Here is a 13039-nt window from a genome sequence, read left to right as displayed (position 1 = left end):
AAGGAGAATGCACATGAGTGCAAAATATAAAACAAACCATGAGCGTATGCTGGAATTGATTGAGCAGCTCACAAAGGCAGACATTGCCTATTACCGGGATGATAATCCCATTATGTCGGACAGGGATTACGATATCCTGATGGATGAATTGAAAGACATTGAGAGCCGAACCGGGTTGATCCTTTCCGGTTCCCCGACTCAAAAGGTGTCCGGCGAAATATTGGAAAGTCTGGCTGAGGTGCGCCATAGTAAACCTATGCTTTCAGCGGATAAGACCAAATCTGTTGAAGATCTGGTGAAGTTTGCGGCAAAACAGCCGGTGCTGATAAGCTGGAAAATGGATGGTCTGACACTGGTACTCCGCTATGAGAATGGCGAGCTGATTCAGGCCATTACCCGTGGGCGTGAAGGCATTATTGGAGAGGATGTAACGCATACTGTGCGCAATTTTCTTAACGTGCCTCTTACCATACCCACTAAGGATTCATTTGAGGTTCGAGGTGAAGGCGTCATCTCATGGACAAACTTTGAGAAAATCAATTCCGGTCTGGAGGATCCCTATACTCATCCCCGAAATCTTGCATCTGGCAGCACGCGCAAGCTTGACGCCGGCGAGGCAAAAAAGAGATTACTTGAGTTTTGGGCGTTTGAGCTTGTGAGCGATTATCTTGAGCCGGAAAGTAAACTTGCTCAGCAGCAGTTTTTAGAGCATAACGGTTTTTCGGTTGTACCATACATTTATCTGGATGCACTTCATAATGAAACAATGATTCGTGATACAATTGCCGCTATGGATCCTAAGAAGTTCCCTTACCCAGTAGACGGAATTATCATGGAATATGATGATGTTGCCTACGGAAAAGGTCTGGGAGCCACAGGGCATCACGAAAACCGTTTGATTGCATTGAAGTGGGAAGACGAGCTGTATGAAACCACATTCATTGGTCTGGATGTGGCGGTCACTCGTACTGGGATGGTCAGTCTGACAGGTATCTTCGAGCCGGTGTCTATTGACGGCACTCAAGTCAGCCGGGCATATCTGCATAACTATGAGAATTATCTGGACCTTGCCTTGGGGCGTGGCGATAAGATTCGCGTGTATAAGGCAAACATGATTATTCCGCAGATTGCAGAGAATCTCGATAAGACCGGAACCTGCTGTGTTCCGCTCAGCTGCCCCTGTTGTGGTCAGATGCTGAGTTTTCGGAAAAGCAACGGCGGTATTCGCCAGCTATTCTGTGAGAATCCGCATTGTTCTGCCAAACTGGTGCGAAAGTTTGTCCACTTTTGTGAGAAAACGAGAATGAATATTGAGGGCCTGTCGGAAAAAACTCTGGAGCAGTTTGTAAGTCATGGCTGGATTCGGACGTTTGCAGATTTATATGCGTTGGAGCAATATCGTGATGAAATTGTCCAGACGGAGGGCTTTGGGGAGAAATCCTTTGAGCGGCTGCAGACATCCATTGAAAAAAGCCGCCATTGTACGTTAGCAAAATTTATTGCAGGCGTGGGAATTCCTATGGTGGGAAGACATGCCGGACGTGATTTGGACAGCTATTTTCATGGATCGTGGGAAGCGTTTGAACAGGCCATTGAGGACGGCTTCGACTTTACACAGCTTCCGGATTTCGGCGAGACGATGCACAACAACATTTATACATGGTATGCGGATACAGAGGAAGAAAAACTCTGGCGTCCGCTGCTTGAAAAAATTGAATTTGAAAAGGAGAATTTTGATATGAATACAAATACAACAAACCCATTCTTTGGAAAAATCGTAGTGGCAACCGGGAAACTGGAGAATTACACCCGTGACGGTATTCAGATGAAGCTGATGCAGCTTGGCGCCAAACCGGCAAGCTCGATTACAAAGAAAACAGACTATTTGATTGTTGGAGAGAAGGCCGGCAGCAAGCTTGCGAAGGCGCAGCAGCTCGGTATCAGGACACTGACAGAGGAACAATTTGAGGCGATGCTGGCGTAAATTCGTCAGAATAACAGTGGCGGGGCAGATTTTCTGCTCCGCTTTTCACTTTCATAAAGGAGGTAATGGATATGAACCCACAAAAAAGGAATCTTGAAATCACTGGCAGGCTTATCTGCCCATTAACTGTTGGAACTGCCGCTTTTATCGCCGAAAACAGAGGGATGCGCAGGACAAGTAAGGTTCTTCAGATGGAGAAGATTTCTCTGGATGAGATCTGTTTTGAAACGTGTAATACCAATTACCGCCTGCATCTTATCCGGCAGGAGGTGGCAGTATGAGCAGTGAAATCTTTTATGATAAGGCATTCATACGTGTCGGAGAAAAGTATATTCCTATCGTAAATCATGGATCATCAAACTGTTTTGATATTGACAGGCGAGGACGTGAGATTCCAGAAAAGCGCTGGTCGGTTCTGAACTATCCCCATACTGGGAGGATGCTGTTTACTGCAGAGGAAATGCAGGAGATAGCGTCCATCTATGAGGAAGCCAACATGAATAACCGGGGCGGGACACGCAAAAGCAGGAACCGCACTTTTGAAGAAGGCGAGTTCGGACGCTGGATTCTGGCAGGGATGAAATCGGCACATACCGTGGAGGACTACAGAAAACATGGGAATGCCGTGATAGTGGTTGATTATGACCATGAGTATTGGCAGAGGCACTATGTCGCTACAACAGAGGAACTGCTGGATAAGATTGATGAGCTTTCTGGCCATAGCATTACAGTATCCTTCAGGAATAACCGCCATGTTATCCATCCGCCCATGAGGCGCAAGCGGACCCCATTTGATTTCGGTACACTGTCGGAATTTTATGTGCTTCGGGCAGAGCAGGGATATTTTGTGAAGCGGAGCAGCCGGAAAATTTGGCTTGCGAGGATTCCGGAGCCGCAGTCACAGATAGTTCGGAAGTTCAAGACCGAAAAGGCGGCACAAGACTACTTGGACAGAAATCAAAAATTTTTTTCAGGATGTGTATTTGAAATTGAGTGTGTACAAAACGGAGGTGTCCTATCATGAGTGAGTCAAAACAGGATTACTTCCGATGTGTGGTGGAAACTCGGGATAATAAAATCCCCCAGACGGAATATCCGACTATTGTACTGCCTCTGCCGGACGGAACCAGTCTTAGGGCAGTGGCAATCGACGATGAGAATTTCCCTGCAATCAATGTGTACTGGGATACAGAAAAGCCGGAAATTGCCGAGCCAATCTGTTTTGCAGAATACAATCCTGAACGCGGCCCCTGCCACGAGGTTTGCATAGGAGCTTACCAATCTGACAAAGACGACACAGTTTATTACAAGCCATATATGGCAGAAAGGGAATCAAATGAGTAATTACACATATTGCCGTACACTCAAACTGGATTGGAAAGAAGCCTCCAGATTGATTGGAGAATGTGCAGGCAAAATTTTAGACAGAACGATTCATGGCATAGCGGGTTATGAAGATGATCATTACTGGGGATTTCAGGCCACCACTGATCGGTTTACCATTGCCGAGATAGATAAGCTTATCCGGTTTGTCAATGGGAATGAGGAGATGGAAAAGGAAGCAATTCCTCAAGACTCCGGAGAATCCGCTTCAATCGGTGAGAGTTTGTCTCGTGCACTGTTGGAAAAAGCTTTAAGGCTGTTCTGGTGTCATGAGAGTACCACGAAATCGGCTCTTTGGCTGGTCAACGTCCGGGAAAAACGGCCGGCAGTCTATAGACGGATTGTTGAGATCAGTCCGCATGATATTTGTTTGGATAACCTTAGGAGCAAAAGTGAATTGATTGCTTATCTCCACGAAAACGGTCCAACGCATTCCACGCTGATGGATTTCTGCGCGGATTACAGGGAGCGGTATCACAACGAACTCTGCTGGAACTATCCAATCTCTGATGGGCTGCATCTTGGCACGTTTTTCGTTCTCGTAAAGGAAGGCGTTCTGGCTCTTCCTTATGACGATGCAGATAAGGTGGACTATGAGCTGCTTTGTCTGGACGATGCCAAAATGTGTGACAGAGAATCTATGGAGAATCTCATAACTGAGTGGGATAGCTTCGACCGGGATTTACGCTCCGCCATGCAGGGCATGTTGGCGTTTTACCGCAGAGAGGAGGAGCAACATGGATCAGAAAATTGACTGGCTCATCCATCTGGTGGCCAATGGCGCCTGTGATGAATGTGGTGAGGTAGAAACAGACTTTTTGCCCTATATGTGCAATGCCCACACCCACGGGCTGGAACGCTATGGGCACTTGGATTTCCAAATGGTACTTTTTTTGCCGACGGAGGAGATTGGACGAATCCTCAATACTTTGGGGCTAAGAGTTCAGTCTGGAGAACGCTTCCAGTCTGGAGATATGGTTTCCGGAATTTATGAAGACTGCAATGTGCGCTTGGATGAGTATGAGGAAACCGGGCGCAAGGTTTTGCGGGTCATCATACCGGATGCGAACAATATCTTCCCAGGGGAAGGAGATTGTACGCTCCCATACTGTCTGCAGCTCTTGAAGACAGATGAGCTCTGCGCAGAAAGGGGGATACCATCGTGAAAATCACGTTGTATCAAATCATCCCGGAACCGGAAAACAGATACTTGATATTCAGCGATTTGAGAAGCGTCCGGGCGGTAAGTGGCGGACATGTCCCGGCTGAGATTTACGAAGCCGTATTCAGCGGGGATTTGGATATCGCCGTGCCCCGGAATGCCAAAAACAAAATGGATCAAGAACTTGCCGAACTGGAAGCGGTATATGTACGTTTTAACGTATCGCATCCGGAAGGCTTCCGTGGACGGTCCATGACCATGTCGGATGTAGTCGAGGTCATCCGTTCCGAAAAGGAAAGCAGATTTTTCTTCTGCGACCGGTTCGGGTTTGAGGAGATTGCATTTGAAAAGGAAAAAGCTGATTTTGGGCGCCTGTAGGGCGCAGAAAGGATACAATCATGAAGAAACTGATATTGAACTATAAAGGGCGCGACAGTTGGGACAGACCGGTTTATGAATCGGAAGGCTGTCTGTATGTGGATGTGGATCCACGCAAAGGCTGGAAACCGAATATCTGTACGAAATACAACAATGAGTTTGATGGAGAGCCGGATACGCCGATTGCCGAAGATACCGTTGTGGAGTTTGTTCCGTGCCGGGATATCTGGTAAGCGAGGAGGACGTATGAAAGGATTCATGACAAAAATGGTTCCTGTCAATCTGTCAGACCGATTTCCATTCAAATGCAGGATGTGCGGCGCTTGCTGCCGGCATGTCAGGGAAAGCGTGCCGCTGGAGAGTCTGGATGCTTTTCGGTTGGCTAAACATCTGAGAGACAAGGGTGAAAAAGTGAACAGTATGGAAGATGTGCTTGCTGCCTATGCGGAGCCTGTCTTGCTTAGTGAAAATGGATACACGGTATTTATGCTGAAAACAGTTGGAGCGGATGATGCGTGCATTTTTCTGAAAGATAATCGGTGTACGATTCATTCGGTTCATCCAAGGGCGTGCCGTACATATCCCATTGCTGTGGGACCGTATGAACTTGGCGGATATGAACAGTATCTCAGTATGGAACAGCCGCATCACTATTCTGGTCCGCAGATATCCGTGAAAAAATGGATTCAGAAGCGCTGCAGCAAGCAGGATTTTGAATTTTTGAACACGGATATCGGTTCGGTACAGGAAATCGAAAGATTACTGAAGAGAATTCCTGAGCAAAATCGGACCAGGGCCGTGATGATGTTCCTTTTCTACAAGTATTCGGATTACGATCTGGATAAGTCTTTCTTTCCACAGTTCAAAAGCAATAACGATAAGTTGCTGGCTGCTTTGCGCAAAATGGCAGATGACGGAGACAAATAAATTTTCAGGTCAGTATGATATAACAACAAGGCGTCGGAATTCGGCGCCTCTATTATTTTTAGGAGGAAAAACTATGGATACAAGATTAAAAAATATCGTTAATAATTTAGAAACAATGAAAATCGGTGTGGATGAGCCATTTCCGTTTCACTGCACTATGTGCGGTAAATGCTGCATCAATCGGGAGGATATTCTTTTAACGCCGAGAGATATTTATAACATGGCAAAGGAGCTTGGGATAACGACTAAAGAACTGTTTGAAACCTACTGCGAGACTTTTATTGGCTGCGACTCCCGTATGCCGATAGTCAGATTGAAGCCTCGTGGCTCCATAAGAAGATGCCCGTTGATGAAAGATAGAAAATGTTCTGTCCATAAGGCAAAACCAACGGTATGCGCGCTGTTTCCAATAGGAAGATGCCTTATATTTGAAAAGGATATAAATCCTTCGGAGAAAATTTCGGTAAGCCAGATACAGTATATTTTTACCAATCCAGGGTGCGGTGATAATTCTAAAACCCATACGGTACGTGAATGGCTTGAGGAGTTCGGAATGTCGTTAGAGGATGAGTTTTTTATTAAATGGCAGCAGACAATTGTGGAATTAGGGCAGTTTTTCCGTGAAGCGGAAAAGACAGCCAGTGAGCGTATTATGGAGCTTTCATGGACAGCGGCTTTTATCGGATTATATCTGCATTACGATGTGGATCAGGATTTTATGCCGCAGTTTGAAAAGAATGCACAAGAAATCACTGCATTGCTGCAACTGGCACCCATAAAGGAAGGCGGTGGAAAAAATGAATGAGGATCGTAACCAGCATCAGATTATCCGAAAAGATGCCCGCAATTGTTTTGTGGAGAGTCTGAATGATGCTTTTAAGATTGGAAAAATTCATCTCGCCTTTGCAACTTATGATTTGAGTCGTCCGACTGGACAACGGCAGACGAACAACATCCATATTTATATTGCGGTGGATGAGTTCTTGGAACTATGCCGCAAGTTGGAAGGTGGGGAGCTTCGTTATCTTCTGAAGAACAAGAAGACAACAGGGGATAAAACACCTCTTTATCAGTGCTTGGGCGGAACTTCTGCCGAGAAGCTTGCAAAATACGGACGTTCCCGTGCAGATGGGAAAAGTCTGTCCAGAACAGCACAGCTATTGGCAGGAAGCAAATCAGATTTCCTGTTTGTGGCGGATAGCGGGCCCGGCGAAACAGATCAGAAAGGCTTAATTGTGCCTAAATTCGGCAGTAAACCGGAAAATCATGTAGCAGTCAGTATGACATATGAGGTATTCAGTGAGTTATTACTCATGACAAGAATGCATTATACAGCATGGCTTAGTGCATGGTATGCAGATCAATATCATCAGGTCAATCAGCGAACAGCGCAGCCACAGGAGAACTCACAGTATCAGGAGAATGAGGGAGAAGCAGAATACGCTTCAGATCCAATGTTCTAAAGTTAAGAATGAAAATGCGGTGCAGTCTGATGATTGCGCCGCATTTTTTCTTGATAATGACCATGTGGTGAGATATTGCAGTGAAAAACTTCATTGGCTCGGTATGGCAAATAAAATGGCACAAAAGTGGCATAAGAAATGCCGATGACATGGAAAAGAAAAACTGTTATACTTATATCGTCTACAAGTGGGTTCTCAGGAATCTGCTTGTTTTTTTATTTTCAGGAAAGGAGTTCGATACTATGAAATACTGTCCATATTGCGGCGGAGAACTTGCAAATTCAGCAGCATCCTTTTGTACGGAATGCGGGAAATCGTTATCCCCTGTGACACCGGAGGTTGTTCCGGTTGCCGAAACGCACGGGGAGAAGAAAAAAAGAAGCAAGAAACATGTAAAGAAAAGAAGATATTCGGAAAAAACAAAAAGACCAGTTGCTCCTGCAAAAGCCAGTGAAGTATCTGATCCGGTGAGAGAAGATGACTATGATGGCTATTATGATGATGTCCGTCCCTTTGATGAAGGGGGAGGCCGTGAGGAGATTGACAAGACATTGGTTAAAAAGATTATACTGGTGGTGGCTTGTGTTCTGTTAATTGCCGGAGTCTGTGTTGCCCTTATGTACTTGATATAAGCAGCGTAATAAAATGTTGTAAATCACCTTATCCAATCGTGTAATGTAATTGAAAGGTCAAAGAGGTGATGAACATGATTTATTTATCCAAAGGGATTGTAAAAGAAAACTCTACGGAACATCTTCTCCAGGTGGTGAGATGTGGTCAGGAATATAGCTTATCCGGAGAACAGGCGGCGCTGTGGCTGAATGGGAGATTGGAATTTTCCCAGGCAAAAACAGAGTCGGAGAAGCGGACGCTTGGGCATTTAGTAAGAATGGGTCTGACAGAAACAGAAGCGGAAAATACGGATGTGGCAAGATACAGAATCCTGACACAGTGTATTTGCTGTCCGGCGGTTAATACAAAACCGGAGTTCTTTTTGGGTCATGCGGAAAAGGAAACGTTAACCTGGCTTCGGAATGCGGGACTTCGGTTGACAGTAGCAGAACTTATCTTTCTTAGAGAGCATAAGATCAGACCTGAACCCCGATATCTCCATTCTGAAAACCGACAGGCGTTGGTGGAGGCGATCTACACAAAGAATACCATCGTAGATAATTGTCTGGAGCAGATCATGGAATGTGCAGAATGCAGGGATGAAACCGTAAGGATATTGCTCGTGCTGTTGAAGAAAAAGAAACTAATAGTATTGTGAGGTGAAGCGGATGAAGGAGAGATTTTATGAGTTACCAGTGCCTTTACAGAAGCAGATTGCCATTAGACTTGTAGGGGGTGCTGTTTTTCTGCTGTTATTTATTATCATCTTACTTGGCTTCCAGGATTTCTATTTCAGCCTTCCCTGTTTGCTGTTGTCTGGGTTTCTGCTTATAAATGGGATTCGACTATGCTATAATAGCTTTGCGGGGAACTATATGTGCATCCAGGGAACCTGCGAGAAAATTGAGACGTCCGGGATCCGAAAAAGAACCAAAGGGATTTGGGTTCAACTGGAGGAAAACATAGTGAAGATTCCTATTCGGCAAAGAATGAAGACGCTCTCCATTGGTGATACTGTTATTATATACTTATCAGACAAAACCCCGGTATATGAGCATGAGAGCGGCTATATGATATGCAGCTACTATGCACTGGGAACAGAAAAGAGAGGTAATTAAAATGGAAGCAGATAAGGAGATGTTAAATCGGCTCTTGAATGAAATTCAGGAGTTAGTCAGAGAAAACGAAAATGAAGATGGCACCTACCGATTTGACTTGTTGAAGGCAGTCATTGCTTTGGATTTTGCAAAAACAGAGATTGAAAAAGCAATTTTCAAGTGATTTTTCGGATGGATTGACTATTGAAGCTGCATATGCTATAATATCTACATCAGTTTCAAGATTTCCAAAGAGGAATCATGAGTTTCCGAGTTTTCAAAGTGTCAATTAGCACAATTGTGCTGGTTGGCACTTTTTTTGTTTCTTTTGATTTCTACCTGCAAAGCAGGTTTGAAATAAATAATTTTTTATAGCAGGCAACCCCTGCAAGAAAGGAGATTTCCATGTTAAAAGTTTTTGCAACACAAGTCGTCGTATCCAAAGGTTATGACAACACGCCAGCTCTTCGCTTTTCTGAGAATGGAGATTCTGTGAGGTTCCGTATTGGCAAGAAGGTCTATGACCCTCATGCTGAAAACGACAGCCGCTGGATCAACCTTCCGGTTAAGGCGTTTAACGGCGTATGCGAACGCATCAAGAAGATGCAGCTGAAAGAGGGTTCTTATGTGAATCTGATCGGCAGACTGGACGAAGATTCCTGGGAAGATAAGGATACCAAAGAACTCAGAAAAATGATGGTTATCATTCTGGATGACATTGAGTATGCTTCCGGTGGAGGAAAGTCCAAGGAGAACCAGACAGCTGCAGGACAGCAAAATGCAGCTCCCCAAAATGCGGCTCCCCAGAATACAGCTCCGCAGAATGCTGCGGCAGCTCCTGCGACAGGTGCTGAAACGTCCGGAAATTTTACCGGATATGAGGCATTTGGCGGCGGATCATTCTTTGATGAAAACTGATTGGAGCAATAATTGAATCCGGCGTTTTAAGGCGCACATGAGTTACAGACATTGTATGCTCATGTGCGCTTTTTTGCGTTTTAAAGGAGGTGTCTTATGACAAATGAAACCTTTTGCCTTCTCTCTGAGGAGGAAAAACACACAAAATTTAAGGCTGCAATGAAGGGAAAGACAAGAGGATGTCTGAATGAAGAGGAACTTCATTGCATTCTGATGAAGATTTCTTTGAACAGACAGTATGCTATTTCGGTCTACCGTGATGGGGAGGAGTTTTGCCGTGTTTTGACAGCAACGGATGGTCTCAAAAGAAGAATCATTCTTGGTCAAGTAGCCGCAGGTATTGAAGGAATATCGGTAGAACAATTTGACTCATCGCAGGCAGCGGCAGTAATTTTGCATGATGCTGTTGATTGCAGTAATGCAAACTGTCTCTATATCTTTATCCCAAAGGAACGGAGTCAGAAAGGAATAGAATGATGAATAAGAAAGATCAAAAAAGGCACATGGCTTATGAGGCGCTGGTGCTGTTAGGTATGCTGGCTTTGCTTACTTTTATATGCCGGCTATGGCCCATCCTGTTACTGATTATTCTCGGTATTTTTGCAGCAGTGATAAGACTGCTTTTTCTTTCGTCCAGAAAGATTGAAGTAATCGCACCATTTCCTCTTTTACCGGAACCGGTAAAGGAAGCGACCGAGAAGGATGTGCAGGTGCTTGCGTATTCGGTCATACTCAGACGGGTTACAGAGCTTGTATTATCTGAGTATCCGGAAGCAAGATGGGTCTGGGAAGCGCCGAATGCTGAGAAACTTATTCGGGAAAACCAGGAAGTTTTTATTCTGCTCAATCGCGCGGGTGGATATCGGCGTGCTAAGGTTGTAATCCGAAATCTGCAGGTGGTTGGAATTGATTACAATCCACAGACTGAGGAGGAGGCAACTTTAGAGCCGGAAAATAATGTGCCGGATTCTGATGAAGAACCAGAGGTGCAGAATTACGAATTACTGGCCTTTGAGTGGGCAGATGCTCATATCTTTGAGCTGAATGCCAGATGCAATGAAGCAATTGGAGAAAATCTCTCAGAACTGATTTTGCTTGCGGAAGAACTTCCGGTCCGTGAGAGCTGGGCGGATATCTGCCGGGAATTGATAAGAGCCGGCCTGGAGGATGTCCAGTGTGTGCCTGAGGGAATCAAAATTAATCTTACGCAGTCAAATGCAGAAAGGAAATAACGTATGAGTGCATATATGAACAATATTTTCAATTACAGCCGTTCCTTACCGGAACCGTTTGATACGCTGACGAACAAAAAGGTGTCAGTGTCATCGAAATATGGAGATGGGACAAATGCAACTTTGTGTTCAACAGTCATAAAAGCGGTACATGCAGTTTGCCGCTGCATGGATGGCAGCGCCGAAGGAGCTGTCGGGGTCATCGACCACAGGACAGTTGCTGAATACAAATCGTCCATGGGGCCTGATGATTATCATCTGGTAGTATATGACAGCAATTCCGGTTCGTTAATGGCAAGTGTGTATGACAAGAACACGGAAACTTTTGAAAACTATGTGCTGAACACATCAGGGCGTGACGGAGCTGCCGTTATGATGGCACTATTTCCAGTGCTTATGAATGACGAGGAATTCAGTGATAATTTTGAATTGTACCGCGATCAGTTTAGTCATGGATTTTCAGATTTACCCTCGGCTATGGAGTATATGGCCATGCTTTGTGACAACGCTTACAGACGTATCAAGAATACCGCTTGTACAGCAGCCGTCAAGGTGAGTGTGGACAAGGCCGGAAATCTGATGCGTGTATCTCAGGTGCAGCTGGATTCCGGCGCTTTTGAGCCTACCCATGTGATTGCGGGGGAATTTACAATCTTTGCGAAGACAGAAAGGGTTACTGTAAAAAAAGCAGAGGAGATCGTTGAACACGCAGATTTTGTCGGAAAATATAAATTGCATTCAAGGACTATGAGCAGCCAGGAAAAGCAGCTCATACCGGTGCTCCCGGAATGGTACATCATTCCGCAGGAAGTCGTTGATATCTGTAAACATGCTCAGGCAACTACCGGGAAACCGACGCAGATGAGGAATTTCCTCCTCCGTGGACCGTCAGGAACCGGAAAGACCAGAAGTGCAAAAGCGATTGCAGCAGGACTGGGGCTTCCGTATATGGCATATACCTGCTCAGCAGGAACAGAGATATATGATTTCATAGGTCAGATTTTTCCGGATACCGATTCGGGTTCTACCGGGGATGCACAGCTTGATCATGAAAAAGCGATTTTGGCGAGTATGGGTGGAATCAACTATGCCAACGTATCCAAAATAATGAATCTGCCGGATTTGGATGATATGGATTATGATCCGGCGGGGGTATATCAGGCTCTAACTGGTGTAGAAAATGCAGCCGCAACATCTCAGGACTGTATGAGCATTGTGCTGGATCGCGTAACGGAGAAGGTGTGTGCCCTGTCCAGACGAGATGAAAATTCCAAGAGCAGTGGTCAAACCTATACTTATATTGAGACAGATTTTATCAAGGCTCTGAAGTATGGGTATGTCATTGAGATCCAGGAGCCTACGACAATTGTCCAGCCCGGCGTTTTGCCAGGACTGAATTCTCTGCTGGAGCAGACCGGGACAATCACGCTTCCTACCGGAGAGGTGATAGAGCGTCATCCGGATGCGGTGGTCGTAGTAACAACTAATGTCGGATATGAGGGATGCCGCAGCATGAACCAGTCTGTTATCGACAGAATGAGTCTGGTACGGGATGTGGAACTTCCGACGCCTGAAGTTATGGTGCAGCGCGCCATGGCCGTCACGGGCGCAACAGATGAGTATCAGATATCCCAGATGGTGCAGGTGGTCAACGATCTGTCGGAGTATTGCCGAAAGAACAGTATTACGGACGGCTCTTATGGTATGCGCAGCCTGATTGACTGGATTGTGAGCAGTGAGATTACCGGCGATGTATATGAGTCGGCATTGTACACGATTATCAGTAAAGCAACAACGGATGAAGTAGACCGTGAGGCGCTGATCAGTGCTGTTCTGGAACCGATTTTCACAAAGAGGCGAAGAAAAGCAATCGCATAAACGTA

The 13039-nt window shown here is 45.4% G+C and carries 19 protein-coding genes; all 19 read left to right on the top strand.

All coding sequences use genetic code 11. The features are described from left to right. Nucleotides 1-13: 13 nt before the first annotated feature. The 19 genes from ligA to BN6465_RS07215 all read left to right on the top strand — a co-directional run bounded on the left by ligA (nucleotide 14) and on the right by BN6465_RS07215 (nucleotide 13034). Entirely contained in the window at nucleotides 14-1984 is a 1971-nt protein-coding gene (ligA, locus tag BN6465_RS07305) for an NAD-dependent DNA ligase LigA (RefSeq protein WP_025641555.1), read from the top strand. Between the two features lie 71 nt (nucleotides 1985-2055). Beyond that, nucleotides 2056-2265 carry a hypothetical protein gene (locus BN6465_RS07300; RefSeq protein ID WP_025641556.1) on the top strand — a complete coding sequence of 70 codons (210 nt, stop codon included), beginning with the start codon at nucleotides 2056-2058 and terminating at the stop codon, nucleotides 2263-2265. Further along, nucleotides 2262-3008 carry a hypothetical protein gene (locus tag BN6465_RS07295; protein WP_025641557.1) on the top strand — a complete coding sequence of 249 codons (747 nt, stop codon included), beginning with the start codon at nucleotides 2262-2264 and terminating at the stop codon, nucleotides 3006-3008. The genes BN6465_RS07300 and BN6465_RS07295 overlap by 4 nt, the downstream gene beginning before the upstream one ends. Next, nucleotides 3005-3328, top strand: coding sequence for a hypothetical protein (locus tag BN6465_RS07290; protein ID WP_025641559.1), 324 nt, complete (start codon nucleotides 3005-3007; stop codon nucleotides 3326-3328). Before BN6465_RS07295 ends, BN6465_RS07290 begins: the two co-directional genes overlap by 4 nt. Then, nucleotides 3321-4121 carry a hypothetical protein gene (locus BN6465_RS07285; protein ID WP_025641561.1) on the top strand — a complete coding sequence of 267 codons (801 nt, stop codon included), beginning with the start codon at nucleotides 3321-3323 and terminating at the stop codon, nucleotides 4119-4121. The genes BN6465_RS07290 and BN6465_RS07285 overlap by 8 nt, the downstream gene beginning before the upstream one ends. Further along, on the top strand, nucleotides 4105-4533 hold the full coding sequence (locus BN6465_RS07280; protein ID WP_025641562.1) for a DUF4262 domain-containing protein: 429 nt from the start codon (nucleotides 4105-4107) through the stop codon (nucleotides 4531-4533). Before BN6465_RS07285 ends, BN6465_RS07280 begins: the two co-directional genes overlap by 17 nt. Further along, entirely contained in the window at nucleotides 4530-4907 is a 378-nt protein-coding gene (locus BN6465_RS07275) for a YodL domain-containing protein (protein WP_025641564.1), read from the top strand. Before BN6465_RS07280 ends, BN6465_RS07275 begins: the two co-directional genes overlap by 4 nt. 20 nt (nucleotides 4908-4927) lie before the next feature. Then, the gene (locus BN6465_RS20950; protein WP_025641566.1) at nucleotides 4928-5140 is read left to right on the top strand and encodes a hypothetical protein; all 213 of its coding nucleotides are present in this window, start codon (nucleotides 4928-4930) and stop codon (nucleotides 5138-5140) included. A 13-nt stretch (nucleotides 5141-5153) separates the two neighbouring features. After that, nucleotides 5154-5834, top strand: a complete 681-nt coding sequence (locus BN6465_RS07265) for a YkgJ family cysteine cluster protein (protein WP_025641568.1) — start codon at nucleotides 5154-5156, stop codon at nucleotides 5832-5834. 73 nt (nucleotides 5835-5907) lie between these two features. After that, nucleotides 5908-6639 (top strand): YkgJ family cysteine cluster protein, encoded by a 732-nt coding sequence (locus BN6465_RS07260; protein WP_025641570.1) that lies wholly within the window; start codon nucleotides 5908-5910, stop codon nucleotides 6637-6639. Continuing rightward, nucleotides 6632-7297 (top strand): hypothetical protein, encoded by a 666-nt coding sequence (locus BN6465_RS07255; RefSeq protein ID WP_025641572.1) that lies wholly within the window; start codon nucleotides 6632-6634, stop codon nucleotides 7295-7297. The genes BN6465_RS07260 and BN6465_RS07255 overlap by 8 nt, the downstream gene beginning before the upstream one ends. A 242-nt stretch (nucleotides 7298-7539) precedes the next feature. After that, complete coding sequence (locus BN6465_RS07245) at nucleotides 7540-7929, top strand: hypothetical protein (protein ID WP_154670217.1); 390 nt, start codon at nucleotides 7540-7542, stop codon at nucleotides 7927-7929. A 74-nt stretch (nucleotides 7930-8003) separates the two neighbouring features. Then, nucleotides 8004-8567, top strand: a complete 564-nt coding sequence (locus BN6465_RS07240) for a hypothetical protein (RefSeq protein ID WP_025641576.1) — start codon at nucleotides 8004-8006, stop codon at nucleotides 8565-8567. Between the two features lie 307 nt (nucleotides 8568-8874). Next, complete coding sequence (locus tag BN6465_RS20715) at nucleotides 8875-9027, top strand: hypothetical protein (RefSeq protein WP_154670216.1); 153 nt, start codon at nucleotides 8875-8877, stop codon at nucleotides 9025-9027. Between the two features lies 1 nt (nucleotide 9028). Next, a complete protein-coding gene (locus BN6465_RS20710; RefSeq protein ID WP_154670215.1) occupies nucleotides 9029-9190 on the top strand; it encodes a hypothetical protein in 162 nt (53 codons plus the stop codon). Nucleotides 9191-9411: 221 nt separating this feature from the next. Continuing rightward, the gene (locus BN6465_RS07230) at nucleotides 9412-9924 is read left to right on the top strand and encodes a single-stranded DNA-binding protein (protein ID WP_025641580.1); all 513 of its coding nucleotides are present in this window, start codon (nucleotides 9412-9414) and stop codon (nucleotides 9922-9924) included. Between the two features lie 96 nt (nucleotides 9925-10020). Then, entirely contained in the window at nucleotides 10021-10401 is a 381-nt protein-coding gene (locus tag BN6465_RS07225) for a hypothetical protein (protein WP_025641587.1), read from the top strand. Further along, nucleotides 10398-11156: a hypothetical protein gene (locus tag BN6465_RS07220; protein ID WP_025641589.1), complete on the top strand. Its 759-nt coding sequence runs from the start codon at nucleotides 10398-10400 to the stop codon at nucleotides 11154-11156. Before BN6465_RS07225 ends, BN6465_RS07220 begins: the two co-directional genes overlap by 4 nt. Nucleotides 11157-11159: 3 nt before the next feature. Beyond that, nucleotides 11160-13034, top strand: coding sequence for an AAA family ATPase (locus BN6465_RS07215; protein ID WP_025641591.1), 1875 nt, complete (start codon nucleotides 11160-11162; stop codon nucleotides 13032-13034). Nucleotides 13035-13039 lie beyond the last annotated feature (5 nt).

The organism is Bariatricus massiliensis, from assembly GCF_900086725.1.
Classification (GTDB): Bacteria; Bacillota; Clostridia; order Lachnospirales; family Lachnospiraceae; genus Allocoprococcus; species Allocoprococcus massiliensis.
This window is presented reverse-complemented; position numbering and strand designations above follow the sequence as displayed.